Annotated in this window: 25 protein-coding genes; 13 read left to right on the top strand and 12 right to left on the bottom strand. The window is 56.3% G+C overall.

Annotated features, from left to right (window positions below; all coding sequences use genetic code 11):
- Nucleotides 1-63: 63 nt before the first annotated feature.
- Together dnaJ and dnaK are read right to left on the bottom strand one after the other, a co-directional pair.
- Nucleotides 64-1,218: a molecular chaperone DnaJ gene (gene dnaJ, locus QOL67_RS02525; protein ID WP_283424365.1), complete on the bottom strand. Its 1,155-nt coding sequence runs from the start codon at nucleotides 1,216-1,218 to the stop codon at nucleotides 64-66.
- An 80-nt stretch (nucleotides 1,219-1,298) separates the two neighbouring features.
- Complete coding sequence (dnaK, locus tag QOL67_RS02520) at nucleotides 1,299-3,215, bottom strand: molecular chaperone DnaK (protein ID WP_283424364.1); 1,917 nt, start codon at nucleotides 3,213-3,215, stop codon at nucleotides 1,299-1,301.
- A gap of 206 nt (nucleotides 3,216-3,421) precedes the next feature.
- On the opposite strand from dnaK, the gene QOL67_RS02515 reads away from it, so the two are divergent.
- On the top strand, nucleotides 3,422-4,030 hold the full coding sequence (locus QOL67_RS02515; RefSeq protein ID WP_283424363.1) for an alpha-ketoglutarate-dependent dioxygenase AlkB family protein: 609 nt from the start codon (nucleotides 3,422-3,424) through the stop codon (nucleotides 4,028-4,030).
- Here the strand turns inward: QOL67_RS02515 and QOL67_RS02510 are convergent.
- Nucleotides 4,027-4,644: a hypothetical protein gene (locus QOL67_RS02510; RefSeq protein WP_283424362.1), complete on the bottom strand. Its 618-nt coding sequence runs from the start codon at nucleotides 4,642-4,644 to the stop codon at nucleotides 4,027-4,029. The genes QOL67_RS02515 and QOL67_RS02510 overlap by 4 nt on opposite strands.
- Nucleotides 4,641-5,462 (bottom strand): ABC transporter permease, encoded by an 822-nt coding sequence (locus QOL67_RS02505; protein WP_283424361.1) that lies wholly within the window; start codon nucleotides 5,460-5,462, stop codon nucleotides 4,641-4,643. The genes QOL67_RS02510 and QOL67_RS02505 overlap by 4 nt, the downstream gene beginning before the upstream one ends.
- A gap of 118 nt (nucleotides 5,463-5,580) precedes the next feature.
- Between QOL67_RS02505 and cysQ the strand changes: the two genes are divergently transcribed.
- Genes cysQ through QOL67_RS02485 form a run of 4 tightly spaced genes read left to right on the top strand, consistent with a single transcriptional unit; the run spans nucleotide 5,581 to nucleotide 9,501 of the window.
- Nucleotides 5,581-6,378 (top strand): 3'(2'),5'-bisphosphate nucleotidase CysQ, encoded by a 798-nt coding sequence (gene cysQ, locus QOL67_RS02500; RefSeq protein ID WP_283424360.1) that lies wholly within the window; start codon nucleotides 5,581-5,583, stop codon nucleotides 6,376-6,378.
- Nucleotides 6,378-7,178 (top strand): 3-deoxy-manno-octulosonate cytidylyltransferase, encoded by an 801-nt coding sequence (locus QOL67_RS02495; RefSeq protein ID WP_283424359.1) that lies wholly within the window; start codon nucleotides 6,378-6,380, stop codon nucleotides 7,176-7,178. The genes cysQ and QOL67_RS02495 overlap by 1 nt, the downstream gene beginning before the upstream one ends.
- The gene (locus tag QOL67_RS02490; RefSeq protein ID WP_283424358.1) at nucleotides 7,175-8,476 is read left to right on the top strand and encodes a glycosyltransferase family 2 protein; all 1,302 of its coding nucleotides are present in this window, start codon (nucleotides 7,175-7,177) and stop codon (nucleotides 8,474-8,476) included. The genes QOL67_RS02495 and QOL67_RS02490 overlap by 4 nt, the downstream gene beginning before the upstream one ends.
- Nucleotides 8,473-9,501, top strand: coding sequence for an NAD-dependent epimerase/dehydratase family protein (locus tag QOL67_RS02485; protein WP_283424357.1), 1,029 nt, complete (start codon nucleotides 8,473-8,475; stop codon nucleotides 9,499-9,501). The genes QOL67_RS02490 and QOL67_RS02485 overlap by 4 nt, the downstream gene beginning before the upstream one ends.
- Nucleotides 9,502-9,507: 6 nt before the next feature.
- Here QOL67_RS02485 and QOL67_RS02480 read toward each other — a convergent pair whose 3' ends face one another.
- Nucleotides 9,508-11,403: a polysaccharide biosynthesis protein gene (locus QOL67_RS02480; RefSeq protein ID WP_283424356.1), complete on the bottom strand. Its 1,896-nt coding sequence runs from the start codon at nucleotides 11,401-11,403 to the stop codon at nucleotides 9,508-9,510.
- Between the two features lie 380 nt (nucleotides 11,404-11,783).
- Here QOL67_RS02480 and QOL67_RS02475 point away from each other — a divergent pair, with 380 nt between their 5' ends.
- The 7 genes from QOL67_RS02475 to QOL67_RS02445 all read left to right on the top strand — a co-directional run bounded on the left by QOL67_RS02475 (nucleotide 11,784) and on the right by QOL67_RS02445 (nucleotide 20,390).
- Nucleotides 11,784-12,887 carry a polysaccharide biosynthesis/export family protein gene (locus QOL67_RS02475; RefSeq protein ID WP_283424355.1) on the top strand — a complete coding sequence of 368 codons (1,104 nt, stop codon included), beginning with the start codon at nucleotides 11,784-11,786 and terminating at the stop codon, nucleotides 12,885-12,887.
- Nucleotides 12,888-13,084: 197 nt separating this feature from the next.
- Nucleotides 13,085-13,978: a UTP--glucose-1-phosphate uridylyltransferase GalU gene (gene galU / locus QOL67_RS02470; protein WP_283424354.1), complete on the top strand. Its 894-nt coding sequence runs from the start codon at nucleotides 13,085-13,087 to the stop codon at nucleotides 13,976-13,978.
- 23 nt (nucleotides 13,979-14,001) lie between these two features.
- Complete coding sequence (gene galE / locus QOL67_RS02465; protein WP_283424353.1) at nucleotides 14,002-14,985, top strand: UDP-glucose 4-epimerase GalE; 984 nt, start codon at nucleotides 14,002-14,004, stop codon at nucleotides 14,983-14,985.
- A gap of 22 nt (nucleotides 14,986-15,007) precedes the next feature.
- A complete protein-coding gene (locus tag QOL67_RS02460) occupies nucleotides 15,008-16,204 on the top strand; it encodes a glycosyltransferase family 4 protein (RefSeq protein ID WP_283424352.1) in 1,197 nt (398 codons plus the stop codon).
- A gap of 50 nt (nucleotides 16,205-16,254) precedes the next feature.
- A complete protein-coding gene (locus tag QOL67_RS02455; RefSeq protein WP_283424351.1) occupies nucleotides 16,255-17,265 on the top strand; it encodes a glycosyltransferase family 2 protein in 1,011 nt (336 codons plus the stop codon).
- On the top strand, nucleotides 17,262-18,959 hold the full coding sequence (locus QOL67_RS02450; protein ID WP_283424350.1) for a DUF5927 domain-containing protein: 1,698 nt from the start codon (nucleotides 17,262-17,264) through the stop codon (nucleotides 18,957-18,959). The genes QOL67_RS02455 and QOL67_RS02450 overlap by 4 nt, the downstream gene beginning before the upstream one ends.
- A gap of 6 nt (nucleotides 18,960-18,965) precedes the next feature.
- Nucleotides 18,966-20,390, top strand: coding sequence for a sulfotransferase family 2 domain-containing protein (locus tag QOL67_RS02445; protein WP_283424349.1), 1,425 nt, complete (start codon nucleotides 18,966-18,968; stop codon nucleotides 20,388-20,390).
- A gap of 54 nt (nucleotides 20,391-20,444) precedes the next feature.
- On the opposite strand, the gene QOL67_RS02440 is transcribed toward QOL67_RS02445, so the two are convergent.
- The 7 genes from QOL67_RS02440 to QOL67_RS02410 form a co-directional block, all read right to left on the bottom strand.
- Complete coding sequence (locus QOL67_RS02440) at nucleotides 20,445-20,909, bottom strand: PTS sugar transporter subunit IIA (RefSeq protein ID WP_283424348.1); 465 nt, start codon at nucleotides 20,907-20,909, stop codon at nucleotides 20,445-20,447.
- 42 nt (nucleotides 20,910-20,951) lie between these two features.
- Complete coding sequence (hpf, locus tag QOL67_RS02435) at nucleotides 20,952-21,518, bottom strand: ribosome hibernation-promoting factor, HPF/YfiA family (RefSeq protein WP_283424347.1); 567 nt, start codon at nucleotides 21,516-21,518, stop codon at nucleotides 20,952-20,954.
- Between the two features lie 230 nt (nucleotides 21,519-21,748).
- Nucleotides 21,749-22,507 carry an LPS export ABC transporter ATP-binding protein gene (gene lptB, locus QOL67_RS02430; RefSeq protein WP_283424346.1) on the bottom strand — a complete coding sequence of 253 codons (759 nt, stop codon included), beginning with the start codon at nucleotides 22,505-22,507 and terminating at the stop codon, nucleotides 21,749-21,751.
- A gap of 2 nt (nucleotides 22,508-22,509) precedes the next feature.
- On the bottom strand, nucleotides 22,510-22,992 hold the full coding sequence (lptA, locus tag QOL67_RS02425) for a lipopolysaccharide transport periplasmic protein LptA (protein WP_283424345.1): 483 nt from the start codon (nucleotides 22,990-22,992) through the stop codon (nucleotides 22,510-22,512).
- A 14-nt stretch (nucleotides 22,993-23,006) separates the two neighbouring features.
- Complete coding sequence (gene lptC, locus QOL67_RS02420) at nucleotides 23,007-23,621, bottom strand: LPS export ABC transporter periplasmic protein LptC (protein WP_283424344.1); 615 nt, start codon at nucleotides 23,619-23,621, stop codon at nucleotides 23,007-23,009.
- The gene (locus QOL67_RS02415) at nucleotides 23,614-24,588 is read right to left on the bottom strand and encodes a KpsF/GutQ family sugar-phosphate isomerase (RefSeq protein ID WP_283424343.1); all 975 of its coding nucleotides are present in this window, start codon (nucleotides 24,586-24,588) and stop codon (nucleotides 23,614-23,616) included. Before QOL67_RS02415 ends, lptC begins: the two co-directional genes overlap by 8 nt.
- A 12-nt stretch (nucleotides 24,589-24,600) precedes the next feature.
- A complete protein-coding gene (locus tag QOL67_RS02410) occupies nucleotides 24,601-25,212 on the bottom strand; it encodes a ribonuclease D (protein ID WP_283424342.1) in 612 nt (203 codons plus the stop codon).
- Nucleotides 25,213-25,371: 159 nt separating this feature from the next.
- Between QOL67_RS02410 and QOL67_RS02405 the strand changes: the two genes are divergently transcribed.
- On the top strand, nucleotides 25,372-26,115 hold the full coding sequence (locus QOL67_RS02405) for a BUD32 family EKC/KEOPS complex subunit (protein ID WP_283424341.1): 744 nt from the start codon (nucleotides 25,372-25,374) through the stop codon (nucleotides 26,113-26,115).
- Nucleotides 26,116-26,122 lie beyond the last annotated feature (7 nt).

The raw sequence follows: 26,122 nt of genomic DNA, 5'->3' as shown, positions 1-26,122 counted from the left end.
GTCTCTAAAAACTAAAAAGAGCGCCGTTGTGGCGCTCTTTTCTTTTGTGCGGTTGGCCGAAAGTCAGCCTTTCATGCTGTCCCAAAAACCTTTGACAGAGCTAAAGAAGCTGCTGCTTTCCGGGTTGTTGTCCGAGGAGAGTTCTTCGAACTCACGCAGAAGTTCTTTCTGACGGCTGGTGAGGTTCACCGGGGTTTCCACCGCCAATTCGATCATCATGTCACCTGAGCCGCCGCCACGCAGGGCAGGCATGCCTTTGGCGCGCAGACGCATCTGGCGACCGGATTGGGAGCCAGACGGGATCTTCACACGAGAGCGGCCACCGTCGATGGTGGGCACTTCGATGTCTCCTCCCAGCGCGGCACTGGACATGGAGACCGGCACGCGGCAGTAGAGGTTCACTCCGTCGCGTTCAAAGATCTTATGTGGGCTGACCTCGATGAAGATATAGAGATCGCCGGACGGGCCGCCGCGCATGCCAGCTTCGCCTTCGCCAGCGAGACGAATGCGGGTGCCGGTTTCCACACCTGCAGGGATATTCACCGACAGGGCACGGTCTTTTTCGACGCGGCCTTGACCATGACAGCTTTTACATGGGTTCTTGATGATCTGGCCCAAGCCCGAACAAGTTGGGCAGGTGCGTTCGACCGTGAAGAAGCCTTGTTGCGCGCGGACCTTGCCCATGCCGGAGCATGTCGGGCAGGTGGCGGGCTCAGCCCCACCTTCGGCGCCGGAGCCCGAGCAGCTGTCACAGCCGACGGAGGTTGGCACGTTGATGGTCTTTTGCAGGCCACTAAAAGCCTCTTCGAGCGACACACGCAGATTGTAGCGCAGGTCAGCACCACGGGAGGCGCGTTGGCGCCCGCCGCCGCGTTGACCACCGCCGCCACCCATAAAGTCGCCAAACAGGTCGTCAAACACGTCTGAGAAAGCGGAAGAGAAGTCGCCGCCGGGATGGCCGCCGCGTTGTCCGCCGCCGCCGCCCATGCTGCCGTCAAAGGCGGCGTGGCCGAAGCGGTCATAGGCCGCTTTTTTCTCGGCATCTTTGAGAATTTCGTGGGCCTCGTTGGCCTCTTTGAACTGTGCTTCGGCGTCCGGATTGTCCGCGTTGCGGTCCGGATGTAGTTCTTTGGCTTTCTTGCGATAGCCTTTCTTGATTTCGTCTGCCGAGGCCCCTTTGCTGACGCCAAGCACCTCGTAGAAGTCACGTTTTGCCATGGGGGTACTCCTTTGGCCGGATTGAAAAGGGCCGATCCGGAAGTCGGACCGGCCCGATTTTCAGGTCCGTTACGCTGTGATTAGCGCTGTTTGTCATCCAGGTCTTCGAAGTCGGCGTCAACGATATCGTCGTCGGCGGCCGGACCTGCATCCATGTCAGGGGCCTCTTCGCCGGCGTCTTCCTGAGCGTTCTTGTAGATCGCTTCGCCCAGACGCATGGCCACTTCCATGACGTTCTGGATGCCGGCTTTCAGCTTCTCAGCTGTGACCTCTTCATTTTCCAGCTCGTCTCGCAGCGCGGCCACAGCCAGCTCGATGGCTTCAACAGTGGAGGGATCCACTTTGTCGCCATGCTCAGCCACCTGCTTCTCGGTGTCGTGCACGAGGCTTTCGGCCTGGTTGCGGGCTTCGATCATCTCGCGACGCTCTTTGTCCGCTTCGGCGTTGTCTTCGGCGTCCTGAACCATCTTTTCGATGTCCGCGTCAGACAGGCCACCAGATGCCTGGATGGTGATCTTCTGCTCTTTGCCGGTGCCTTTGTCAGCCGCGCCCACAGACACGATGCCGTTGGCGTCGATGTCAAAGGTCACTTCGATCTGAGGCATGCCACGTGGGGCAGGCGGGATGTCTTCGAGGTTGAACTGGCCGAGGATCTTGTTGTCCGCTGCCATTTCGCGCTCACCCTGGAACACGCGGATGGTTACGGCGTTCTGGTTGTCTTCGGCGGTGGAGAACACCTGAGACTTTTTGGTCGGGATCGTGGTGTTGCGGTCGATCAGACGGGTGAACACGCCGCCGAGGGTTTCGATACCCAGAGACAGTGGGGTCACGTCCAGCAGAACCACGTCTTTTACGTCACCCTGCAGAACGCCGGCCTGAATGGCGGCGCCCATGGCAACCACTTCGTCAGGGTTCACACCTTTGTGTGGCTCCTTGCCGAAGAACTTGGTCACTTCCGCGATGACTTTTGGCATGCGGGTCATACCACCCACGAGCACAACTTCGTCGATCTCGTTTGCGGAGAGACCAGCGTCTTTCAGAGCGGCAGCACAGGGCTTCAGCGACGCTTTGATCAAGTCGTTGACCAGGCTTTCCAGCTTCGCACGGGTCAGTTTGATGACCATGTGCAGCGGTGTGCCGGTGGCCGGATCCATGGAGATAAACGGCTGGTTGATCTCGGTCTGGCTGGCGGAGGACAGCTCGATCTTGGCTTTTTCAGCAGCTTCTTTCAGACGCTGCAGGGCCATTTTGTCTTTGGTCAGATCAACGTTGTGCTCTTTTTTGAACTGCTCTGCGAGGTAGTTCACGATGCGCATGTCGAAGTCTTCACCACCGAGGAAGGTGTCACCGTTGGTGGACTTCACTTCAAACAGGCCGTCGTCGATTTCCAGAATGGTCACGTCGAAGGTACCGCCGCCGAGGTCATAGACCGCGATGGTTTGGGTTTCTTCTTTGTCCAGACCGTAGGCCAGAGCGGCTGCGGTTGGCTCGTTGATGATGCGCAGCACTTCGAGGCCAGCGATTTTGCCGGCGTCTTTGGTGGCCTGGCGCTGAGCGTCGTTGAAGTAGGCTGGTACGGTGATGACCGCTTGGGTCACGTCTTCGCCGAGGTAGGACTCAGCGGTTTCTTTCATCTTACCAAGAATGAAAGCGGAGAGTTGCGATGGGGAGTATTTCTCACCCTTGGCTTCGACCCATGCGTCGCCGTTGCCGCCGTTGATCACGGAGAACGGCATGTTCTTCAGGTCTTTGGCAAGCGCGGCGTCATCACGGCGACGGCCGATCAGGCGTTTCACACCAAACACGGTGTTTTCCGGGTTGGTAACAGCCTGGCGTTTGGCCGGCTGGCCAACAAGGCGCTCGTCGTCAGTGAACGCGACGATGGACGGCGTGGTGCGCGCACCTTCGGCGTTTTCGATCACTTTTGGCTGGGAACCATCCATGATGGCCACGCAGGAGTTTGTTGTACCGAGATCGATACCAATAACTTTGCTCATATTTGATCCCTTTCACGTAAGGCGATTTTCAAGGTCGGACCCGTTGTGGCATCCAAGCCTCGATCCAGTTGCATTCCGACGGTGTGCCGGCATGCGCTTCGGAGCGTATATAGGGAGCATGAATTTATGCTGCAAGCGTCTCAATTGGGGGATTGTGTCGGATTCGCTACAAATTATGCTGCATTTTAGATATGAGGCGGTGAAAAGTGACCGAACCCTTAAAAATTGCCGGTTTTAAGATTTTCAAAGAACAATTGAATGCAGCTGAGCAGGCAGCGATGGTCGCGGATTTGCGGGCTGTGGCGCAGGCTGCCCCGATGCGGCGCCCGGTCACGCGCAGTGGCAAACAGATGAGTGTGCAGATGACCAGTGCGGGGCGGGTTGGTTGGATCAGCGACAGACGTGGGTATCGGTATGAGCCCTTTCATCCGGATGGCATGGCATGGCCCGCGATTCCGGCGCGGATGCTGGATCTTTGGCAGGATCTTACCGGTTTGGAGCGCAAGCCGGATTGCTGCCTGATCAATTTCTACGGCGAAGAGGCCCGCATGGGGCTGCATCAGGACAATGACGAGGGCGATTTTACCTATCCCGTTGTGTCGGTGAGTCTTGGGGATGATGGGTTGTTTCGCATGGGAGGTGTTGAGCGAGGAGGCAAAACGCAGTCGGTCTGGCTCAGCTCGGGAGATGTGGTGGTGATGGGCGGTGACGCGCGACTGGCCTATCACGGCGTGGATCGCATCCGGTTTGGCAGTTCGTCACTTTTGCCGGATGGCGGACGGATCAACATCACACTGCGGGTGGTGCAGGCTTAAGGTACTACCGAGCAGCACCCTTCGTAGCCTGACGCTTCGCCGCCATTGTGAAAAAACAGATCGATATCCAGTCCAAAGTTGCGGTCTGACATGCCGTCATGGCAGGCCTCGCGCCGTATCACCGCAGAGAAATTCCCCTCCGGGCCAGAACCGCCAAGGCCAATAGCCAGATCGGGACGGGCAGTTTGGCCGGATTGCCATTTGATGGAATAGGTGAGTGTCTCGTCTAGGGCCAAAGCCTCAAAAACAGCTTGGCCCGAGGTGTTGTCGTTGACAGAAAAATTCCAAAATGGCTCGGTTCCACCACATCTGAGTTTTGCGCCAGGGTGCGCCCAATGATCACCAGGGACAGGCATCAGATAGCGCAGTGCCACCCAACCGCTGGTTTCCATCGCATTCACCAACCCCCAACGGGCGTCCTCAGACAGGCCTACGACCTCAATGTTGCGGGCGTTGAAGGCCAGTTCTGCAATAACTGGTGTGTTTACGCTGGGCTCTTCACGGATGTTGAGTACGTCATCATTGGCAACGCCGGTGACGTCATAGAGCGCAGGGAATGGATCAGCCAAAAGCGTGACGGGCCACAAGAGGAGGAGGGCCAACCAGCGGATCACCGGCGCGCGCTCCAGGAAAGAGACGCGTGTTTGCGGGTGTAGAATTCGCCCATGAGGCCCACCATCAACAACACAACGCCCACGATGATCGGATACTCGATAGAGGAATTGCGCGGGAAATAGTTGATGAAGGCAAAACCGCGGGCTTGGTCAATACAGTGAAACAGCGGGTTCCAATCAAACATAGCCAGCATAAAAGGCGGCAGTGTGTTGGCGACAAACATTTTGCCAGAGGCAATCATATTGGCACGGGCGTAGACAGTGTTGGCGATGCCGACAAAGGTCGGGAACCAAGGTTTCAGCGCCAGAAACACCGTGCCAATGGCCAAGCCAGTGAACCACGCCACCAACAACATGCCGAAGGTTGGAATGGGCTGGTCGATCTCAAACGGCATGAAGGCCACGTGATAGACAAACAGGATCGCGGCCAAGGACAGCACCTGAATATACAAGGTGCCGAGTGCTGCAGATAAAATTGCGATGATGGTGTTCATCGGCGCGTGTTTCATCATCGGCGAAGAGGGGCCTTCAGAGCCAACCACAGATCCCATGGTTTTGGTGTGGGTCATAAACAGGAAAACGCCGGACATAATATAGATCAGAAAGTCGCCGCGCAGGGCCGCGCCGCGCAGGCCCAGCACCGAGAACATGACGTAGAAGGCCATCACGAAAATCACAGTTTGCAACATGTTCATCGCTATCGACATCAGCGCGTTGCCATGGCTTTTGCGCACGCTGCGGACAATGGCGTGGTAGATCAGCTCGGCGATGTTGAGCGCCGAAGCGAAGGTCGTTTTGGGTGCGGATTGCTGAAACATTGCCTGTGCCGGTTGCGGAGCGTCCCTAGGATGACAGGGAAATCTTGCCGTTCTGTTACGCAGCAAGCATAAGGGGCACGGTAGAAATAAACAACAAATGCCTTTTAGGAGAAATTCATTGAATTACGATACTTTGATTCCAGTTATTCGTAAGCTTTCGATCGAAGCTGGCGCGGAAATTATGAATATTTATCAAGCGGATGACTTCGACGTGAAGGTCAAAAGTGACGACAGCCCGGTGACGGCAGCAGATGAGGCGGCAGATGCGCTGATTTCCGCAGGTCTGCGCGCGGCCTTCCCGGATGTTATGCTGGTTACTGAAGAGCAATCGGAGAGCCACACAGCGAAAGGCGATACATTTCTGATCGTTGATCCGCTGGACGGCACCAAAGAGTTTATTCACCGCCGTGGCGATTTCACTGTGAACATCGCTTATGTGGAAAAAGGTGTGCCACAGCGTGGTGTGGTCTACGCACCGGCGAAGAACCGAATGTTCTTCACCCAAGCCGATGGTCAAGCGGTGGAAGAGACCGGTGCCTTTGATCCAGACACCGTGGGTGATCTAAAAGCCATCAACGTGGCGGACAGTGACAACGCCGCACTTTACGTGGTGGCGTCCAAATCGCACCGGGATCAGGCGACCGATGATTACATCAACAAATACAACGTCAAAGACATGAAGAGCGCGGGGTCCTCGCTGAAGTTCTGCCTTGTGGCCACAGGTGAAGCGGATGTGTATCCGCGTGTGGGTCGCACGATGGAGTGGGACACGGCGGCGGGTCATGCGGTGTTGTTGGGTGCAGGTGGCGACGTTGTTCGGTTTGATGACCACACGCCCCTGAAGTACGGCAAAGAGGATTTTGCCAACCCGTTCTTCATTGCCTACGCGCCTAAAGTAGAGCTGAAAGAAGCCTGATGTCTGTATTGATCGTCATTCCGGCGCGTTACGCGTCCACACGCTATCCCGGCAAGCCGCTGGCTGAACTCAAAGGCGCAACCGGGGAGGTCAAAAGCTTGATCCGGCGCAGTTGGGAAGCGGCCAGCGCGGTCAAAGGTGTGGACCGTGTGGTTGTGGCGACGGATGACGATCGCATCAAGGCTGCAAGCGAAGCCTTTGGCGCAGAGGTGGTGATGACCTCACCAGATTGCGCCAATGGTACGGAACGCTGTGCCGAGGCGTTTGATGTGCTGGGCGGTGGCTATGAGATTGTGGTGAACCTGCAAGGCGATGCACCGCTGACTCCGGCTTGGTTTGTGGAAGACCTGGTTGCAGGCCTCAAAGGCGATCCGATGGCGGAGGTGGCAACACCTGTGTTGCGGTGCGACGGGCGCGCGCTTAACGGCTTTTTGGAAGATCGCAAGGCGGGGCGTGTTGGCGGCACCACGGCAGTGTTTACCAAAGACCATCATGCGCTGTATTTCTCCAAAGAAGTGGTGCCGTTTACCGATGCCAGTTTTGCGGATGAAGACGAAACGCCGGTGTTTCACCATGTGGGCGTCTATGCCTATCGGCCGTCTGCGCTGGGCGCCTATCCGCGTTGGGCGTCTGGTCCGCTGGAGCAGCTGGAAGGGCTGGAGCAGCTGCGTTTCATGGAGCATGGGCGGCAGGTTCTGTGTGTCGAAGTGGAGGCGCGCGGGCGGCAGTTCTGGGAGCTAAATAATCCCGAAGATGTGCCCCGCATTGAGGCAATGATGGCGCAGATGGGCACCGCATGACCCCGTCCGCCGGACAGCCAACCATCAGCGTGGTGGTGGTGAGCCGGCGGCGCCCGGAGGCACTAAAACGCGCCTTGGTGGGCATTTCACAACTGCGCTATCCGGCGTTTGAAGTTGTGGTGGTGGCTGACACTGCGGGTCTGGCGGCGGCAAAAGATCTGCCGTTTGGCGATCAGCTCAAAACCGTGGAATACGAAACGCCCAATATCTCGGCAGCGCGCAATCGTGGCATTGCCCATGCGGCGGGCGAAGTTGTGGCGTTTATGGATGATGATGCGGTGCCGGAAACCGGCTGGCTGCATCATTTAGCAGCGCCCTTTGCCAAGCCCGAGGTTGCGGCAGCGGGCGGGTATGTGCGCGGTCGTAACGGGATCAGCTTTCAGTGGCGGGCGCAGAGTGTGGACGGCACGGGGGCAGGTCTGCCTCTGGCGTTTACCGGCGACGACCCGGTGGTGCTGACGCCGGATGGGCAGCGGGCGATCAAGACCGAAGGCACCAATATGGCATTCCGGCGCGAGGTGTTGGCAGAGCTGGGTGGGTTTGATCCGGCGTTTCACTACTATCTGGATGAGACGGACCTGAACCTGCGGTTGGCAGCGGCGGGGCACAAAACGGCGATCGTGCCGCGTGCCGAGGTGCATCATGGCTATGCCGAGAACCGGCAGCGCACAGCGGCGCGGGTGCCACGCGATTTGAGCGAGATTGGCGCAAGTAAGGCGGTGTTTTTGCGTAAGCATTGTTCGGACGGGCAGCGCGACACAGTATGGACTGCTTTTTGTCGGGCGCAACGGCGACGGCTACTCGCCCATATGGTGGCGGGACACATTATGCCGGGGGATGTGAGGCGGCTGATGCGCGGTTTGCAGCAGGGTTATGCCGAAGGATTAAGTCGCGCGTTGGGTCAGATGCCGGAGCTGACACGAGCAGCAGAAGGCTTTGCACCGTTGGAAGTGAAGATTGGGCCGCAGGTTGTGATTTTTGGACGCTTTTGGCGAAAGAAGACCCTTTTGCGCGAGGCCAAAGACGCGGTGCAGGACGGGAAGTCTCCATCGGTGTTTATCTTCTCGCGCACGGGATTGTTTCATTCGGTACGGTTTGATCCGGCGGGTTTTTGGGTGCAACGCGGGGGGCTGTTTGGCCGGTCCGAACGTCGGCAAACCCTGTTCCGTATTGGCGGTTTTGGCGCGCGGTTGCGGCAGGAATTTCAACGGGTTGCAGCGCAGCGGCTTTTGTCGGAGACACTGTTACCCAAACGATTGCAGACAAAACAACAGGCTCAGAAACGGAGCAGGACATGACGCAGGACCAACACCGCACCGCTTTGGTGACAGGCACCGCCGGGTTTATTGGCTTTCACACCGCAGAGCGCCTGTTGCAGGAAGGCTGGAAAGTCATCGGGCTGGACGCGATGACGGACTACTATGACGTGACGCTCAAAGAGCGGCGGCATGCGATCCTGAAGCAGAGTGGGCAGTTCACCGCCGTGGTAGATCGGCTTGAAGGTGAGGGCGTTTTGATGGGGCTGTTTGCTGAGCATCAGCCAGACGTTGTGATCCATCTCGCGGCACAAGCTGGTGTGCGTTACTCAATTGATGCGCCGCGCTCCTATGTGGAAGCCAACCTTGTTGGCACGTTTGAGTTGCTCGAAGCCGCGCGGGCCCATCCGCCACAGCATATGCTACTGGCCTCGACCAGCTCAGCCTATGGCGCTAACACCGAGATGCCTTATGCGGAGACTCATAAGGCTGACAGTCAGATGTCGTTCTATGCGGCCACCAAAAAGGCCAATGAGGTGATGGCGCACTCCTACGCGCATCTTTATCACCTACCAACCACGATGTTCCGGTTCTTCACCGTCTATGGGCCGTGGGGGCGGCCGGATATGGCACTGTTCAAATTCACCAAGGCGATCTTGGAAGGCAGCGCAATCGACATTTACAATCACGGAGATATGAGCCGGGATTTCACCTACATTGACGACCTGGTCACCGGGATTGTGAACCTGATTGAGGCCGTACCAGAAGCGGTGGGGGCGCGTGACGTGGCGCAGGCCGGTGATAGTTTGAGTGCCGTAGCGCCGTGGCGCGTGGTGAATATCGGCAATGGCCAACCGGTACAGTTGATGACGTATATCAAGGCCATTGAAGCCGCGCTGGGCCAAGAGGCCAAGAAGAACTTCATGGATATGCAGCCCGGTGATGTGCCGGCGACCTGGGCGGATGCGCGGCTGCTGGAACAGTTGACTGGCACCATCCCACAAACACCCGTGGAAGAGGGCGTGGCAAAATTTGTGGCGTGGTATCGCGAGTATTACGCGGAGTGACGTTCGTTAGAATTCGCCCACTACAGAGAGCGCCGGGATCTTGGGCAGTGGTGCGGCCACAACCTCGGTTTCTTCGGTTTCCACATAGCAGCGCAAAGTTGATGTGAGCAAGCCTTCGTCGCGTGTCTCAATGGCGCGGCGGAGATCCTGAAGGGCGCTGGCAATTTGCAACTCAGACAGCATTTTCTCCTGAGCTCGCATGATTTTTGGATGTGGCGTGGTGAGCATGTCGCTGCCGATAAGCAGTTCTTCGTGCATCTTTTCACCGTCCTGCAAGCCCGTGAATGCAATTGGAATGTCACCGCTAGGGTTGGCTTCGTCCCGGACTGAGTAGCCTGCAGCCTCGATCATTTTGCGGGCCATTTCGTAGATGGAAACCGGTGCACCCATATCCAGCACAAAAACATCACCACCGCGTGAGAACGTACCGGTCAGGAGGACCAGACGCACGGCTTCGTCGATGGTCATGAAGTATCGGGTGACCTCGGGGTGTGTCACGGTGACTGGGCCAAGGTCTCGGATTTGCTTCTGAAAAAGAGGGATTACCGAGCCGGAAGATCCCAGAACATTGCCAAAACGCACCATGGAAAATTTGGTGTGCTCAGAGCGTTTTGCGAGATCCTGAATCACCAGTTCGGCCATGCGTTTGGTGCTGCCCATCGTGGATTGCGGGCGTACGGCCTTGTCGGTGGAGACTAAGATGAACCTGTCGACGCGGGCAAGACGGGCTTCTTCGGCCAGCACGCGGGTTCCAATAACATTGTTGCGTACGCCTTCAAACGCGTTGGTTTCGACCATATTGACGTGTTTGTAAGCCGCTGCGTGAAAAACCACCTCGATTTGGTGATTCATTAGAGTTTCGCGCATCAACTCAGGATGCTCGATGCTGCCCAAAACCGCGGTCATACGCAGGCCAGGATATTCCTGCCGCAACTCGTTTGTAATTCGGTAGAGCGCGTATTCGCTGTGATCGACCAGCACCAGATTTTGCGGTCGACAGCGCGCGATTTGACGGCACAACTCGCCACCAATGGAGCCGCCTGCACCGGTCACAAGAATGCGGTGGTCGCGGTAGGTACCTTCGGTTTGCGGTAGTTCGCTTTCAACTGCGTCGCGGCCCAGTAGGCTGTCGAGTTTGATTGGCGCTGCCGCAGTGACTTCTTCGCCACGCAGCACAATGTCGGCAAACGACGGCATGGCCAGCACTTCACATTCCAGGCCAGACAGGCGTTTGCCGATGCGCAGCCGCACGGATTGATTGGCGGAGGGCATGGCCAACACAACACGGTCGATGCGGTTACGGCGCACAATAGAGGCGATGCGTTTGGGGGAATGAACTTTGAGGCCCAAGATTGTCAGTTTTTGCAAGTTCGGGTCGTCGTCAACAAAGCCGAAGGCCTTAAACTCGTGATCGGTTTGGAGGGCGGCGGCCATCTGTTGTCCGGTTTGTCCTGCGCCGTATATCAACACCTGTTTGCGCGGCATCTGCGTGGCGTAAATGCGCTCAACAATTCGAAGCATCAGAAATCGGCTACCTACCGAGAGGAAGGCAAAGAATGCGCCAAATTCTACCATGGTGCTAAGGCGAAGATGGGATGGTCCAATGGCTTCAGAGACGACGTAACCGGTTACCGACAGGGCGGCTGCGACGATGAACACTTTGGCAACTTCGTCTATGCCGAAAGTGTTGAGTTTTACGCGATTCAGGCCAAAACTGTGTAGGGCGAATGTGCCAGCGACAAGTACCGCAGGCAGGTACCACGCCACGGTCATCCACTGCGTCGATTCGGCTGTGTTAGAGAATGCCACACAGAGCGCGAGCGTGATTGCAGTCAGATCAACACTCAGCAGCACACAGGCTTTCTGAAAATGGGTCAGATTAGATAGAACTTTGAAAAGCATAATTTTTGCTCACAAATCGGGTCAAATAGGATCGTCAAAAAATACGTCTTGAGACTTTGCTCGAAAATGTGGGAGTTCTTCCCGAAAGAGTATTTGTCTTAAGTGTCTTTGCGCGCCGTCACGCTGAGGCGCTGTTTGGTTATAATGTAGTTTGATAAGAATTTGAATTGGTTTCTGCCATATCTGTCGACATCTGCCAGCGTTTAGATCTCCGGCGCCTAAATAAGTGGCGGTCAGGATGGGCTTCAGGGGTAGAAGAACGCACCAATGAGGGCTTCGTAGGAGTCCTTGGAGACACACCGGCGGTAAAAGTTAACTCTGGGTGCTTGTTTTTGCACGGGCACAGGCTCTAAAAGAGTGAAAAATTTATGAGGCGAATTATGCGGCGAGTGGGTTTGAAGGCAGTTGTGGCTTTTGCCATGCTCACCGTAGCAGCGTGCTCTTTGCCTCGCGGGGGACCGATTGCGTCGGAGATTGTGGGTGAATCCGCAATTCCAGATGACATCCAGGTCACCGAGGTAACGCGTCAGAATGTCACGCAAATCGCAAAATGGCCGGAGACCGGCTGGCATGGTCATTACCATTGGTTTGCGCGGACCCCAGGCGCCAAAAGCCGGATCATCCAGACCGGCGATATGGTCACGCTGACGGTTTGGGACAATCAGGAAAATTCGCTGTTGTTGGGGCCGGCTGATCGGTCTGTGCCGTTGCGGCCGGTAGAGGTTACAGAAGCGGGCACGATTTTTGTGCCCTACGTGAATGACATCATGGTGTCGGGGCTGACTCCCTATCAGGCACGAGAGAAAATCCAGAGCCAGATGACGCCGATTGCCCCCTCTGCGCAGGTGCAGATTGATGTCACGCCGGGCCCGTCCAATTCGGTCGATGTTGTGACTGGCGTGGCGTCGCCGAACCGGTTGCCCTTGTCTGATCGCAACGTCTCAATTTTGTCGGTTATCGCGCAAACCGGAGGGGTGAGCGAAAGCATCAATAACCCACTCGTGCGCTTGCAGCGTCAGGGCAAGTCTTATGAAATTCCTTTGGACAGCTTGCTGAAAGATCCCGCCAAAAACGTGATCATGCGAGGTGGCGATCAGCTCATTGTTGAAGAGGAGGAGCGCTACTTTATTGCGGTCGGCTCGACCACAAAAGAGCAACTGGTGTATTTCCACCAGGAACATATCACGGCGATGGAGGCGGTTTCTCTGTTGGGTGGTTTGAACGATGCACGGGCCAACCCGCAGGCGTTGTTTATTCTGCGGCAATACCCCGAATCGGCGGTACGCCAAGATGGCACCGGACCAACCTCGAACCATGTAATTTTTCAGTTTGATCTGACAAAAGCGGACGAGTTGTTTGGCGCCAAAAACTTCCAGGTACAGCCTGCGGACATTGTGGTGGCGAGTGAATCGGCAGTGAAGCCAGCGCAAGCCGTGATTGCTTTGATTGGGTCAATGTTTGCGATTGCCAATGTTTTTAACTGATGCAATCAGAAAATCTGCGCGTTACAAGACGTTATGATTGCGATTCAGACTGACGCTGCCGATTGTATAGAAAACGGCGGAAAATCGTGATATCGCAGAAACTAATTTGAAGTACAAAATTCTTAAACCAAATGATATTTTGTTGACAGGTGTCCTTGTTCGTGACGCCGAGACGCAGTGACCAGAGAGAGCAACTTATGCAGCGTAAAGTAACCAAGGCTATTTTTCCTGTCGCAGGTTTGGGGACCCGGTTTTTGCCGGCGACAAAATCAGTCCCGAAAGAAATCATGACGCTGGTGGATCGTCCGCTCATTCAATATGCGATTGATGAGGCGCGTGAAGCAGGCATCAAGGAGTTCATTTTTGTGACCTCGCGCGGCAAAGGTGCGCTTGAGGACTACTTTGATTGCGCGCCCCAATTGGAACAGACGCTGCGTGAAAAGGGAAAAACCGAGCTGTTGGAAGCTGTGGAAGCGACCAACATGGAAAGCGGTGCCATCGCCTATATTCGCCAACACAAAGCCATGGGGCTTGGTCACGCGGTGGCTTGCGCCAGCCGATTGGTAGCGGATGAGCCGTTTGCGGTGATCTTACCGGATGATGTGATTGCGGGAGAAACGTCCTGTCTGAAACAGATGGTTGATGCCTATCAGGAAACTGGCGGTTGCATGGTTGCGGCAATGGAAGTGCCACCCTCGAAAGCGTCGTCTTACGGGGTGCTGGATGTGAAAGAAGACATGGGTGCCATGGTGTCGGTCAAAGGTATGGTTGAGAAACCTGCGCCAGGTACAGAGCCATCCAACTTGGCTGTGATTGGGCGCTACATTCTGACGCCAGACATCTTCACCAACCTAAAAGGGCAGGGTGAAGGCGCGGGTGGTGAAATCCAGCTGACCGATGCCATTGCGACCGAAATTGCCAAAGGTCAAAACGTATTTGGTTACCGTTTTCAGGGGCGTCGCTATGATTGTGGCTCCAAGGCGGGATTCTTGCAGGCCACGGTGGCGTTTGCCCTTGAAAGGGACGATCTGCGTGATGAGCTGTCCCAGTATCTGGAAGAGCTGGTGGTTGCACGCCGCGCTGCGGAATAAGGCCTCCTGAAAGGACTACGATTGTGAACCACGTAATCGTTACGGGTGGCGCGGGCTATATCGGCTCACACGCATGTAAAGCTTTGGCAAAGGCGGGCTATGTGCCAGTGACCTTTGACAATCTCAGCACCGGTTGGCAGGACGCCGTGAAATTTGGCCCGTTTGAGCAGGGGGATCTGCTGGATCGTGCGCGGCTGGATGCGGTTTTTGCGCAGTACAATCCGATCGCGGTGATGCACTTTGCGGCGCTGTCTCAGGTAGGCGAAAGCATGAAGGAGCCGGGTAAGTACTGGTTCAACAATGTGCAGGGGTCCCTCAATCTCATTGAGGCGACAGTAGATGCCGGGGTGCGGAATTTTGTATTCTCGTCAACATGCGCGACCTACGGGGATCATGACAACGTGACGTTGGACGAAGGCGTTGAGCAGTTGCCAATCAACGCCTACGGTGCTTCCAAACGTGCCATTGAAGATATGTTGCGGGATTTCGAGGGTGCATCCGGGCTTCAATCGGTGATCTTTCGCTATTTTAACGTGGCCGGGGCTGATCCAGAAGCTGAGGTGGGCGAGTTTCACCAACCGGAAACACATTTGATCCCACTGATGTTGGATGCAATTGACGGCAAGCGTGATGCGCTGACAATTTTTGGCACGGATTACGACACGCCGGATGGCACATGTATTCGCGACTATGTGCATGTCTGCGACTTGGTTGATGCGCATGTGTTGGGGTTACAGCGTCTACTGGAGGGGCACGGTAGCCGGGTGTTTAACCTGGGCACCGGGACAGGCTTTTCCGTGCGCGACGTGATTGACCATTCCCGCGCAGTGACCAATCGAGAGGTGCCCTACAATGAGGGTGACCGGCGTCCGGGGGATTGCACCAAATTGGTCTCTGGCTCGACACGGGCGGAGAAAGAGCTAGGGTGGGAACCCAAACGCTCCAAGATGGACCTGATGATTGCCGATGCATGGAGATGGCATCAGACCGGGCATTACAACACGTAATCCTCCCGCTCGACTTTTGGAAATGACGCGCGTGCTGGCCCTTGCGGGGCGGCGCCCCTCCGGCGTGGATCGGGTGTGTGTGGCTTATTTGCGGGCGGTTCTGAAAGACAAAGTGCCGTGTTTTGGGTTGGTGCGCACAGGCTTGGGGTATGTGCTTCTGGATCAGGCTGGCATGCAAACATGCCTTGATGCGCTTGAAGGGCGGCGCAGTTGGCCCATGCCGGATTTCATTTCTCGGATACGTCATCGCGTGAACAGCCCGCGGCGGGTGCCGGATACAATGGCGCGGCAGGTGGCTGTAGCCCGCACGCGCCCGCGTGGATTGGGGCGGATGCTGCGGCGTCATGTGCCAAACGGCACTGTTTATCTCAACGTGGATCAAACCACGTTTTCCAAGCGGGTGGCGCAGGCGGTGAAATCGGTGAACGGCGGCAAAGTGACGGTGTTTCTGCACGACACCATCCCGTTGGATCACCCGCAATACCAAACCCCGCAGTCGGTGCAAAAACTGGACGCCATTTTAAAGCGTTGTGCCACCCATGCCGATTTGATCCTGACCAATTCTCATGTGTCCGCTTGTGATATTGCCCGGCACATGGCGCCGTTGGGACAGATTCCGCACGTTGAGGTTGCGCATCTTGGTGTGGAGGTTGATTTTTTCGAAGTTGAGAACAATGGGGGTGCGACAAAAATCCCTGCGCCGTATTTTTTGTGTTTGGGCACCATTGAGCCACGCAAAAACATTCCGTTTCTGATCGACCTTTGGGAAGACATGGCCGGGCGACTTTCGCAAGAGGAGCTTCCCAGGTTGGCGGTCGCGGGGCGGCGTGGCTGGGAAAGCGCTGAAGTGTTTGAACGCCTCGAATCATCGCCACTCAGGGGTGATTTTCTGTTGGAATTTAATGATTTAGATGATGCAGAATTGTTAACCCTCATGGCGGGGGCTGCGGGGCTTTTGTTTCCGAGCCATGCAGAAGGCTTTGGTTTGCCTCCGGTGGAGGCCGCGGCCATGGGGGTGCCTGTGGTGGCTAACACATTGCCTGTGTTGCGGGAAATTCTTGGGGATTATCCCATTTACGCAAGCGTTTCAGATGTTTATCAATGGGAAACAATCATCGGGTCTCTGGCAACTGCCCAGAAGAACGGAGCAGGATCAAAACCGCGTTTTTCCCCACAAACTTGGGAAGCGCATTTCAATACGGTCTTAAGGGTCACGTGATACACCCTGTGACCGGACCTTCACGCAAAAAGAAAGGTTGAGGGACAGGGGTGAGCGCGCTTCAAACATATCGGCTTCGGGTCAGACGTCGGCACCGGCTTGTGCGCGCGATCCGAAAGCGACGCGAGTTGCGCAGCATGGCGGACCGCACTGCGCAGATCAAACCGTCTGATCTGTTGGCGTTCTCGACATTGCGCAACGAGCATATTCGACTGCCCTATTTCCTCGACTACTACCGCAACAAGGGCATCAATCATTTTCTGATCGTGGATAATGACAGCGACGATGGCTCGCTTGAATATCTGATGGAGCAGCCGGATGTGTCGGTGTGGCACACGCGCAAGAGCTATAAGAAATCCAAATTTGGCGTGGACTGGCTCAACTGGCTGCAGTTTCGCTATGGCCACAATCATTGGTGTTTGGTGGTCGATCCGGATGAGTTCTTTATCTACCCGTTTTGTGACACGCGGCCGATCCGGGCGTTGACGGATTGGCTGGATGCCAGTTCGATCAAATCGTTTAGTGCGATGTTGTTGGATATGTATCCCCGGGGGCCAATCACAGAACAGCCGTACCAGGCTGGTCAGGATCCGATGGACATTGCCTGTTGGTTTGACGCGGGCAACTATACGATGACCAAAAATCCGCAATACGGCAATTTGTGGATTCAAGGTGGCCCACGGTCACGGGTGTTTTTCCCCAATGAGCCGGAACTGGCCCCAGCCTTGAATAAAATTCCGTTGGTGAAGTGGAACCGGCGGTATTGCTATGCCAGCTCGACCCATATGCTGCTGCCGCGCGGCTTGAACCAGGTGTTTGATGAATGGGGGGGCGAGAAAGCTTCCGGCCTGCTGCTGCATGCCAAATTCCTCGATACGTTCACAGCCAAGGCGGACGAGGAGTTGGAGCGCAACCAGCATTATTCGGCCAGCGTGGAATACAAAGCCTATGCCGAGCGGTTGCGTGACAGTCCTGAGCTGTGGTGCAAATGGAGCGAAAAATACATCAATTGGCGTCAGCTTGAGATTCTGGGGCTTATGTCCAAGGGGAACTGGGCATGAGTGTTGGCATTCTCATGTTGGTGCACACGGCGTTTGACCGCGCCGAGCAGGTGGCACGGCATTGGACCAAGTACGGCTGCCCAGTGGTGATCCACGTCGATGCGTCGGTGAAGCCCAAGGTCTACAAAAAGTTTCTCAAAGCGTTGGACGATGTGCCGGATGTGCGGTTCAGCAAGCGGCACAAATGTGAGTGGGGCGATTGGGGGCTGGTGGCCGCCAGTCAGTCGGCGGGCGAGACCATGCTTGCCGAGTTTCCAGAGGTGCGCCACATCTACCTGTCGTCTGGCTCGTGTCTGCCATTGCGGCCGGTGCAGGAGTTAAAAGACTATCTGGAAGCGCGGCCGCGTACCGACTTTATCGAGAGTGCAACCACGGCTGATGTGCCGTGGACCGTTGGCGGTCTGGATGCGGAGCGCTTTACGTTGCACTTCCCGTTCTCATGGAAGAAGCACCGTTTTCTGTTTGATAAATGGGTCGATATTCAGCGGTTCCTGCGGGTGAAGCGTAAAGTTCCCAATGGGATTGTACCGCACATGGGCAGTCAGTGGTGGTGCCTGACACGGCAGACACTGTCCGCCATTCTGCAAGATCCAGATCGGGACACGTTTGACCGCTATTTCAAGCGGGTGTGGATCCCGGATGAGAGCTATTTCCAGACGTTGTCGCGGCTGTATTCGAGCAATATCGAGAGCCGATCGCTGACGCTTTCCAAATTCGACTTCCAAGGAAAGCCGCATATTTTTTATGACGATCACCTGCAATTGCTGCGGCGGTCGGATTGTTTTGTCGCCCGTAAGATTTGGCCGCGTGCCCATAAGCTGTACAATGGGTTCCTCCGCAGCCCTGAGGGCGCGATCAAGATGAGTGAGCCAAATCCGGCGAAGATTGACCGGATATTTGCCAAGGCCGTGGAGCGGCGGACCAAAGGGCGCACCGGGCTTTATATGCAGAGCCGCTATCCCAACGAAGGTTGGGAAAATGGGATGACGTTTGGCCGGTATTCGATTTTCCAAGGATTTGCGCAGCTGTTTGAGGACTTTGAGCCGTGGTTGGCGCGTGCGACTGGTGCCCGGGTGCATGGGCATCTGTTTGCACCGGAACGGGCCGAGTTTGAAGGGCGGCAGAAAGTCATCAATGGCGCGCTGAGTGATGCGCCAAGAAACCGAGATTACAATTCAATTGCCTTTCTGACCAACCTGATTTGGAATACACGCGGTGAGCGCCAATGTTTTCAGGTTGGCCCACGGGATGAAGGCGCACCGGTCTGGTTTTTTGCCAAAGACCCCAATGCGCAGGTGTCGGTGATCAGTGGCGCCTGGGCGATCCCACTGTTCAAGTCAAACCTGAACTTTGCTGACATCCGTAAAGAGGCGGCGCGGCTTCAGAAACTGGAAAATGACCAACTGTTTGCGCTCCGTAGTCCTTATGCCAAAGCGCGGGTCCGGATTTGGACGCTGGCTGAGTTCATCGAGGCGCCAATGGAGCCTTTGCAGACCATCATTGATGAAATTGGTCCGGAGAAAGCCCGGCGTTTGTCCGAAGTGCCCAAGATGACCGATTTGACCGGCTTTGGTCAGTTCCTACAGAATCTGAAAAACCAAGGCATGCACCCTTACCTGATGGGTGATTTCCCGGTATCTCCGGGAGAGGTGGATCAGAAGAAGCCGCCGCGCAAACCCTATTTGGTGCAGTGATAACTTATGACCAAACCCTTTGATTATTTTGTTGTCTTTGCCGAAATGCGGACCGGATCCAATTTTTTGGAAGCCAATATCAACGGGTTTGAAGGGCTGAGTTGCCTGGGCGAGGCGTTTAACCCGCATTTCACGGGCTATCCCAACAAAGACGATTGTTTGGGTGTGACGCTTGAGCAGCGCACTGATGATCCGCAGATATTGATTGATGCGGTGAAGGCCAATGACGAACTCTCCGGGTTCCGGTATTTCCATGACCACGAGCCGCGGGTACTGAACACAATTCTGGATGATCCCCGTTGTGCAAAAATCATCCTGACCCGCAATCCATTGGACAGCTATGTCAGCTGGAAAATCGCGCAGGCCACCGGGCAGTGGAAGCTGACTGATGTGCGGCGGCGGCGCGATAGCAAAGTGAAATTTGACGGGGTTGAGTTCCGGCGGCACGTGGAAAAATTGCAAGATTTTCAGGTCTCGTTGATGCGGTCCCTGCAGGTGAGCGGCCAGACCGCGTTCTACATTGCCTACGAGGATTTGCACGACATTCAGGTGATGAATGGTTTGGCAAAATTCATTGGCCATCCAGGTGAGCTTGACGAGCTGAACCAAAAGCTTAAGCGACAAAACCCCAGCCCATTGTCGGAGAAGGTGTCGAATTTTGGCGACGTGACATTGGCGTTGGCTGAGTTGGATCGGTTCAACCTCAACCGCACGCCAAACTTTGAGCCACGCCATGGGGCGGCCGTGCCAAGTTATGTGGCCTGTGCAGTGGCGCCTTTGTTGTTTTTGCCGCTGCGGTCCGGGCCGCAGGCCACGGTGATGCAATGGATGGCCCAGATTGACCGGATTGAGCCGGATGGCCTGATCCGCGGCTTCAGCCAGAAGAGCCTGCGGCAATGGAAAAAAGGGCTCAAGGGACATCGCAGTTTTACGGTGATCCGTCACCCGGTGGTGCGGGTGCATGCGGCGTTCTGTGACTGCATTCTGGCGGCGGAACAGGGCGTTTATAAGAAAATCCGCAACACGCTGCGGCGGGTTTACAAGATGCCTTTGCCCAAAGATCCGCCGGGAGCGGATTATACGGCGGAGGACCACAAAGCCGGATTTTTGGCGTTTTTGGGATTTGTGAAGGCGAATCTGGCCGGGCAAACCGGGATTCGGCAAGATGCACATTGGGCCAGTCAGACCACTGCGTTGCAGGGATTCGCGGACGTGGCGCTGCCGGATATGATTGTGCGTGAAGACGAGATGATGAGCTATCTGCCGGCGCTGGCAATGCAGGTGGGGCGCATGGATGCGCCGGACCCTGTAGCGGTAGACCTAGGTCATCCTGTGGCGCTTGAGGCGATCTATGATGACGAGATCGAGAAGCTCTGTCAGGACATTTACAAGCGGGACTACATCGCGTTTGGATTTGAAACCTGGAAGTAAAAACGCGCCGTCAGCAGGGCTGCAGCGCGTTAGAAACTTTTGATGCCAGCGCTGTCAGGCGGCCTGAACTTTGTCGTCTTCGGTCAGGATCGTGAACAGAGTGGCGGCGTCCGGGTTGGCACGCAGCTTGGCGCAGATCGACGCTTCGCGCAGGTGGCGAGACACTTTGGCCAGCGCTTTCAGATGTTCGACTCCGGCCTCTTCTGGTGCAAATAGCGCAAAGGCGATGTCGATGGGTTGTCGGTCCACCGCGTTGAAATCAACCGGCTTTTCAAGAAGAATAAAGGCGCCAACAACGCTTTGCAGATCTTGGAATCGCGCGTGCGGCAATGCCACCCCATGGCCCACACCAGTGGGCCCTAAGGATTCACGTTCAATCAGAGCCTCGACAACGGCCTGCGCTTTCAGCCCGTAGGCTGACTCCGCAAGATCGCCAAATTCCTGCAACAAACGTTTTTTGCTTGAGGCGGCTGTGACAACACGTACCGCCTCAGGCTTAAGGATCGTAGAAAGGTCCATAGGGCCTGTATCTCCGGAGCGGTGCTTTCTGCACCTACTCACTTATGCTTGCGGATCAATCCAGCCAATATTGCCGTCTTCACGGCGATAGACCACGTTCAATCCGTTTTTACCTTCGTTCTTGAAGACCAGCACCGGCGATCCCGCAAGTTCCATCTGCATTACGGCCTCGCCAACGCTCAAGGATGGAATTTTGGTTTCCATCTCTGCGACGATGACTGGCTGCAGCTCAGGCTCGGCTTCATGTTCTTCAGCTTCAGGCGCGAGGATATACGAGGAAGCGCCGAAAAGTTCAACCGGGTCCTGTCGTTCCTTATGGTGATCTTTCAAGCGGCGTTTGTAGCGGCGCAGCTGTTTGTCCATTTTTTCCGCACAGCTGTCGAAGGCGGCGTAGATTTCAGTTTCATGTGCTTTGGCCTGGGCGGTCAGTCCGGTGGACAAATGGACGGTGGCCTCGCAGACATATTCGTGCGCGTGTTTGGAGAACGTGATGGTCGCATCGGTGGGGCGGCCCGCGTATTTCTCGAGCACGTTGCCCAACTCCGTTTTCACGTGAGTTTGCAGAGCATCACCAACGTCGATGTGTTTTCCGGTAATCTGATAGCGCATCCTGTCTCCTTTTCGATGACATGTCGGACCACGGGCTTGAGCTGCCCGTTATCAGTTAGGTCCGAATGCTGGAAATCGACATTGTCGACCCTTGCGCAAGACCGGGCCTTTTTGAGAAGGCCGCCATGGTCACAGCGGGGAGTCGATCAAATGTCATGAATCCATTTGAGTGGGCCAACGGGAAAGAGTCAATGATCGAGCGCAAGTTTGTGCGTATTTCCGCGCGTAGGTCAGGAGATACGGAAGTTTTCACCCAAGTAAACGCGGCGCACATTTTCGTTTTCGACCACTTCTTCGGGTGTGCCAGACATCAGCACTTTGCCGTCGTGCAGAATGTAGGCGCGGTCGACAATTTCCAGTGTCTCGCGGACGTTGTGGTCGGTGATCAACACACCGATGCCGCGTTTTTTAAGATCAGCCACCAGATGACGAATGTCCCCCACGGAGATCGGGTCCACACCTGCAAAGGGTTCATCGAGCAGAAGGTACTTGGGGTCGGCCGCCAGACAGCGGGCAATTTCGACACGGCGGCGTTCTCCGCCTGACAGAGCCAAGGCGGGGGCGCGGCGCAGGTGTTCGATGGAGAACTCACTGAGCAGCTCCTCGAGCCGTTCGCGGCGCTTGTGGCGGTCCTTGTGGGTGATGTCGAGGATCGCGGTGATGTTGTCCTCCACCGACAGGCCCCGGAAGATCGACATTTCCTGCGGAAGGTAGCCAATGCCCAGTTTGGCGCGGCGGTACATCGGCAATTGCGTGACGTCACGTCCGTCAATCGACACGCGCCCGCCCTCCGGCACCAAAAGGCCTGCAACTGCGTAGAATGTGGTGGTTTTGCCGGAGCCGTTGGGACCAAGCAACGCCACAACCTCGCCCCGGTTCAGCTCCATCGAGAAATCGCGGATCACCACACGTTTGCGGTAGGCCTTGCGCAGGCTTTGAACTTGCAGCCCGGAGCTGCCTTGAGTGACGGAAAGATCGGGCTTGGCCATAACTATTGCGACTTCAATACTGTTTTTACGTTTCCGGTCATCTGCGCGGTGTTGTCGGTTAGATTGAGGCGCATCTTGTCTGCGGTGATGGTGGTTTTGGACTGCACAACAGTGACGTTACCGGTCATTTCGACGGTGCCGTCGTCGATGCTGTAGATCGCTTGATTGGCTTCTGCTGCATCGGGGCCTTGCACCAGCAGCACATTGCCTTCGGCCACAAGGCGCGCAATGGCCTGGGTTTCCTGATTGTAGTGTACGTTGACCTTGTCCGCGGTCATGCGCATGTCGCCCTGGGACACGTCCACTTTGCCCTCAAACACGGCGCTGCCATCGGATTGATTGACGGACAGGGCTTCCGCAGTGACCTCAACCGGCAGGCCGGTGTCTTGCTGCATTTGACCAAAGCCAACTTGGAACCCCTGTGCCATTCCCGCAATGGGCGCCATCGCCAAAAGGGAAATTGCCAAAGCACGGATTAAAATCACAGGGTCACCTCATCTCAATTTTGGGGCGTGTATACCAGTCGCACACCTTTTGTGAAAAACAAATATATTTCATTGTTTTCCCCGGAGGGGCGCAGGGCCATGCGACCCGCTTCCAATGTACCTATAGCGCTTTCCGCAACCACATGGCCGGCGGTTTCCGCACGGGCGTCTTCCAGACCAAACAGCATGGTATCGGTGGTGATCGTGTAGCCTGCAGAGGTCACAATCTCGACGTTGCCGTCCAGTTCAACCTCATTAAAGGTGCTGCTCATTTCGCCGGCTTTGGCGCGCACGGTGATTTCTGTGCCATCGGTGGTGCTGATCAGGGCGCCCACCTGCTCTGCAATGATGCGAGACGGGTCGTCGATGTCTGGATGGGCGGTGGCCGAGGTCAGAGTGATATCATGCCCGTCCCTGGTTTGCCCCGAAATATAGGGGGCGGTGATTTGACGATCGCGCAGGCGTTTTTCAAGCTCAACATCGGCGAAAGGAATGGCGCTTTCGAGGTCCACCTTTTTGGAAATCAAAAACAATGTGGACAAGATGCCAAGCGCGGTGAGAGGCAAAAGCACCTTTAGCGCTGCAACAAGGTTGGAATATGTGAGGCGACGGGCCACCGGATCAGCCAAGCCCGGCGCGCAGGCAGTCGTGGATGTGCAGCAAGCCTTCGGGCGCTCCGCTGCCCTCCGGATCAGCCACAAACAGGCAAGTGATCTTGCGTTGGTTCATAATGGCCACGGCCTCTTCGGCCAGAGCGCCTGGCGCAATGGTTTGTGGCGCGGCGGTCATGACCTCGACAGCGGTGCGATCCAGTAGGCCGTCCATGTGACGGCGCAAATCCCCGTCAGTGACAATGCCGAGCAGGGCACCGGAGTCATCGGTCACGCCGACAACGCCAAAACCCTTTTGGCTGATCTCTAACAAGGCGTCGCTCATCGGGGTTGTTGCGCCGATCAAGGGCAGGGCCTCGCCGACGTGCATCAGATCGCGCACGCGTGACAGTTGAGCGCCCAGTTTGCCACCCGGATGGAACTCCCGGAAGTTTTCCGGCGTAAACTTGCGGTGCTCCATAAGCGCCACGGCCAAGGCATCGCCCAGTGCGAGGGTCATGGTGGTGGTGGTGGTGGGCACAACGCCGGTGCCGCAGGCTTCTTCGGCTTTGGGCAGGATGAGGCCCACATCACTTTGTTTGATCAAGGTGCTGTCCGCACGGCTGGCGACGCCAATCAGCGGTATGTTGAAGCGGCGGGTGTAGGCCACAAGATCGGCCAGCTCAGGGGTTTCGCCGGAGTTGGATAAGACCAGCGCCACGTCACCTTGGGCCATCATGCCAAGATCGCCGTGGCTGGCCTCTGCAGGGTGGACAAAATGCGCCGGTGTGCCGGTGGAGGCAAATGTCGCTGCGATTTTGCGGGCGATGTGCCCCGATTTGCCCATGCCGGAGATGATCACCCGGCCTTTGGCGGACAGAAGCAGCGCAACCGCCTCGCCAAATTCCGCGCCGAGACCATCACCTAGGGCGGTTAGGGCGGCGGTTTCGATCGAGATCACACGGCGGGCGGTGTCCAGAAAGGTCTGCTTGTCGGCGTCCGTCATGGGGCGGCTCCGTTAGTGCGAAAAGATATCCTGTTCCGGCCAGCCGGCCAGATCAAGTTTGGCGCGGGTTGGCAGGAAATCAAAGCAGGCTTGCGCCACTTCGGTGCGGCCTTCGCGCGCAAGGCGTTTGTTCAATTTTTCACGCAAGCCGTGCAGATAGAGCACATCAGAGGCGGCATAGTCCAGCTGCGCATCGGTCAGTTTTTCTGCCCCCCAGTCGCTCATCTGCTGCTGCTTGGAGACATCGACGCTCAGAAGTTCTTGAAGCAGGTTTTTCAGGCCGTGGCGGTCAGTGTAAGTGCGCACCAGTTTGGAGGCAATTTTGGTGCAATAAACCGGGGCAGTGAGGGCGCCAAAGGCGTGATACATCGCGGCAATGTCAAAGCGCCCAAAGTGGAAGAGTTTCAGCACGTTTGGGTCTTCGAGCATTTTGCAGAGGTTGGGCGCCTCGGTCTGACCTTTGGCGACTTGCACCAGATGCGCATTGCCGTCGCCGCTCGACATCTGGATCACACAGAGCCGATCCCGATGCGGGTTCAGCCCCATGGTTTCGCAGTCAATCGCCACCATCGGGCCAAGGTCCAGGTCGTCCGGCAGGTCGTTTTGATACAGAAAATTTGCCATGTGTGCCTCTATGTCTCTGATGACAAGCACTTACGGCTTTGTGCGGCGTGTTTCAATGTTTCGCGGGGGATTGTTGGTATTCTGGCACGAGGCTGCTTAGGCGGGGGTTACCGAGGTACGTGGCTTTACGAGGGGGCTGTGACAATCTAAGTGTCGGCCATGGACTACAAAGCCCCCCAAAGTGTCAGCGAAGACCTCCGAGAGTTGCTTGAAAGCCGTGCGCGGCAAGACGGGCCACGGGTGGAGCGGATTGATGTGGACAATCACGTGTTCTGGATCAAGCGGGTGGAGCAGCTGGATCTGCGGTACCGGTTGCAGAAAGGTGATCCGCGCAAAGCTTTTGAGCGGGAGCGGCTGGCCTATCATGAGATGAATGCGGCGATGGCACCGGTGCCAAAATTGGTTGCGGAAGGACACGACTTTCTGGTGCTGCCGGATTGTGGGCTGGATTTGCGCAAGTTGCTGGAGCGTCAAGAAGACACGACCAAGCGCGATCAGATGTTGCTGGATGCCAGTGTGATGTTGGCCAACTTCCATAAGTTGGGCTTTGCCCATGGGCGGCCCAGTCCCAAAGACATGTGCCAGGTGGATGGGCAGATGCTGCTCTTGGATTTTGAGCGCTACAAACATCAGAATAACACGCCGGTTGGACAGGCCCGGGATCTGGTGGTGTTTGCGTTTAACGTAGCCGCGCATTCCCCGGAAATGCGGGGGGTGTTGCCAGACGCGATGGCGGCCTATCGCGCGGTTGCAGATCAGGCGATTTGGCCTTTGGCGCAGCGCTGGTGTCGGTGGTTTCGGTGGGCGGATTGGGCGACCAAGCCGTTGCAGCGGCGACCAAAGGGCCGGTCCAGAGAGTTCAAAGCCATTCCGGTGGTGTTGGATTTGTTTTTGTCAGATTGAAAAATAC

Origin of the sequence: Shimia sagamensis, assembly GCF_900182745.1 — a bacterium.
In the GTDB taxonomy this organism is placed as follows: Bacteria; Pseudomonadota; Alphaproteobacteria; order Rhodobacterales; family Rhodobacteraceae; genus Shimia; species Shimia sagamensis.
Note: the sequence above shows the minus strand (reverse complement) of the source record. Positions and strands in the feature narration are given on the sequence as shown.

What these genes read in the sequence shown, in the direction of transcription:
- dnaJ (WP_283424365.1), bottom strand. Translation starts at nt 1,218, where the DNA reads ATGGCAAAACGTGACTTCTACGAGGTGCTTGGCGTCAGCAAAGGGGCC.
- dnaK (WP_283424364.1), bottom strand. Translation starts at nt 3,215, where the DNA reads ATGAGCAAAGTTATTGGTATCGATCTCGGTACAACAAACTCCTGCGTG.
- QOL67_RS02505 (WP_283424361.1), bottom strand. Translation starts at nt 5,462, where the DNA reads ATGTTTCAGCAATCCGCACCCAAAACGACCTTCGCTTCGGCGCTCAAC.
- QOL67_RS02495 (WP_283424359.1), top strand. Translation starts at nt 6,378, where the DNA reads ATGTCTGTATTGATCGTCATTCCGGCGCGTTACGCGTCCACACGCTAT.
- QOL67_RS02490 (WP_283424358.1), top strand. Translation starts at nt 7,175, where the DNA reads ATGACCCCGTCCGCCGGACAGCCAACCATCAGCGTGGTGGTGGTGAGC.
- QOL67_RS02485 (WP_283424357.1), top strand. Translation starts at nt 8,473, where the DNA reads ATGACGCAGGACCAACACCGCACCGCTTTGGTGACAGGCACCGCCGGG.
- QOL67_RS02480 (WP_283424356.1), bottom strand. Translation starts at nt 11,403, where the DNA reads ATGCTTTTCAAAGTTCTATCTAATCTGACCCATTTTCAGAAAGCCTGT.
- QOL67_RS02475 (WP_283424355.1), top strand. Translation starts at nt 11,784, where the DNA reads ATGCGGCGAGTGGGTTTGAAGGCAGTTGTGGCTTTTGCCATGCTCACC.
- galU (WP_283424354.1), top strand. Translation starts at nt 13,085, where the DNA reads ATGCAGCGTAAAGTAACCAAGGCTATTTTTCCTGTCGCAGGTTTGGGG.
- QOL67_RS02460 (WP_283424352.1), top strand. Translation starts at nt 15,008, where the DNA reads ATGACGCGCGTGCTGGCCCTTGCGGGGCGGCGCCCCTCCGGCGTGGAT.
- QOL67_RS02450 (WP_283424350.1), top strand. Translation starts at nt 17,262, where the DNA reads ATGAGTGTTGGCATTCTCATGTTGGTGCACACGGCGTTTGACCGCGCC.
- QOL67_RS02445 (WP_283424349.1), top strand. Translation starts at nt 18,966, where the DNA reads ATGACCAAACCCTTTGATTATTTTGTTGTCTTTGCCGAAATGCGGACC.
- QOL67_RS02440 (WP_283424348.1), bottom strand. Translation starts at nt 20,909, where the DNA reads ATGGACCTTTCTACGATCCTTAAGCCTGAGGCGGTACGTGTTGTCACA.
- hpf (WP_283424347.1), bottom strand. Translation starts at nt 21,518, where the DNA reads ATGCGCTATCAGATTACCGGAAAACACATCGACGTTGGTGATGCTCTG.
- lptB (WP_283424346.1), bottom strand. Translation starts at nt 22,507, where the DNA reads ATGGCCAAGCCCGATCTTTCCGTCACTCAAGGCAGCTCCGGGCTGCAA.
- QOL67_RS02415 (WP_283424343.1), bottom strand. Translation starts at nt 24,588, where the DNA reads ATGACGGACGCCGACAAGCAGACCTTTCTGGACACCGCCCGCCGTGTG.
- QOL67_RS02410 (WP_283424342.1), bottom strand. Translation starts at nt 25,212, where the DNA reads ATGGCAAATTTTCTGTATCAAAACGACCTGCCGGACGACCTGGACCTT.
- QOL67_RS02405 (WP_283424341.1), top strand. Translation starts at nt 25,372, where the DNA reads ATGGACTACAAAGCCCCCCAAAGTGTCAGCGAAGACCTCCGAGAGTTG.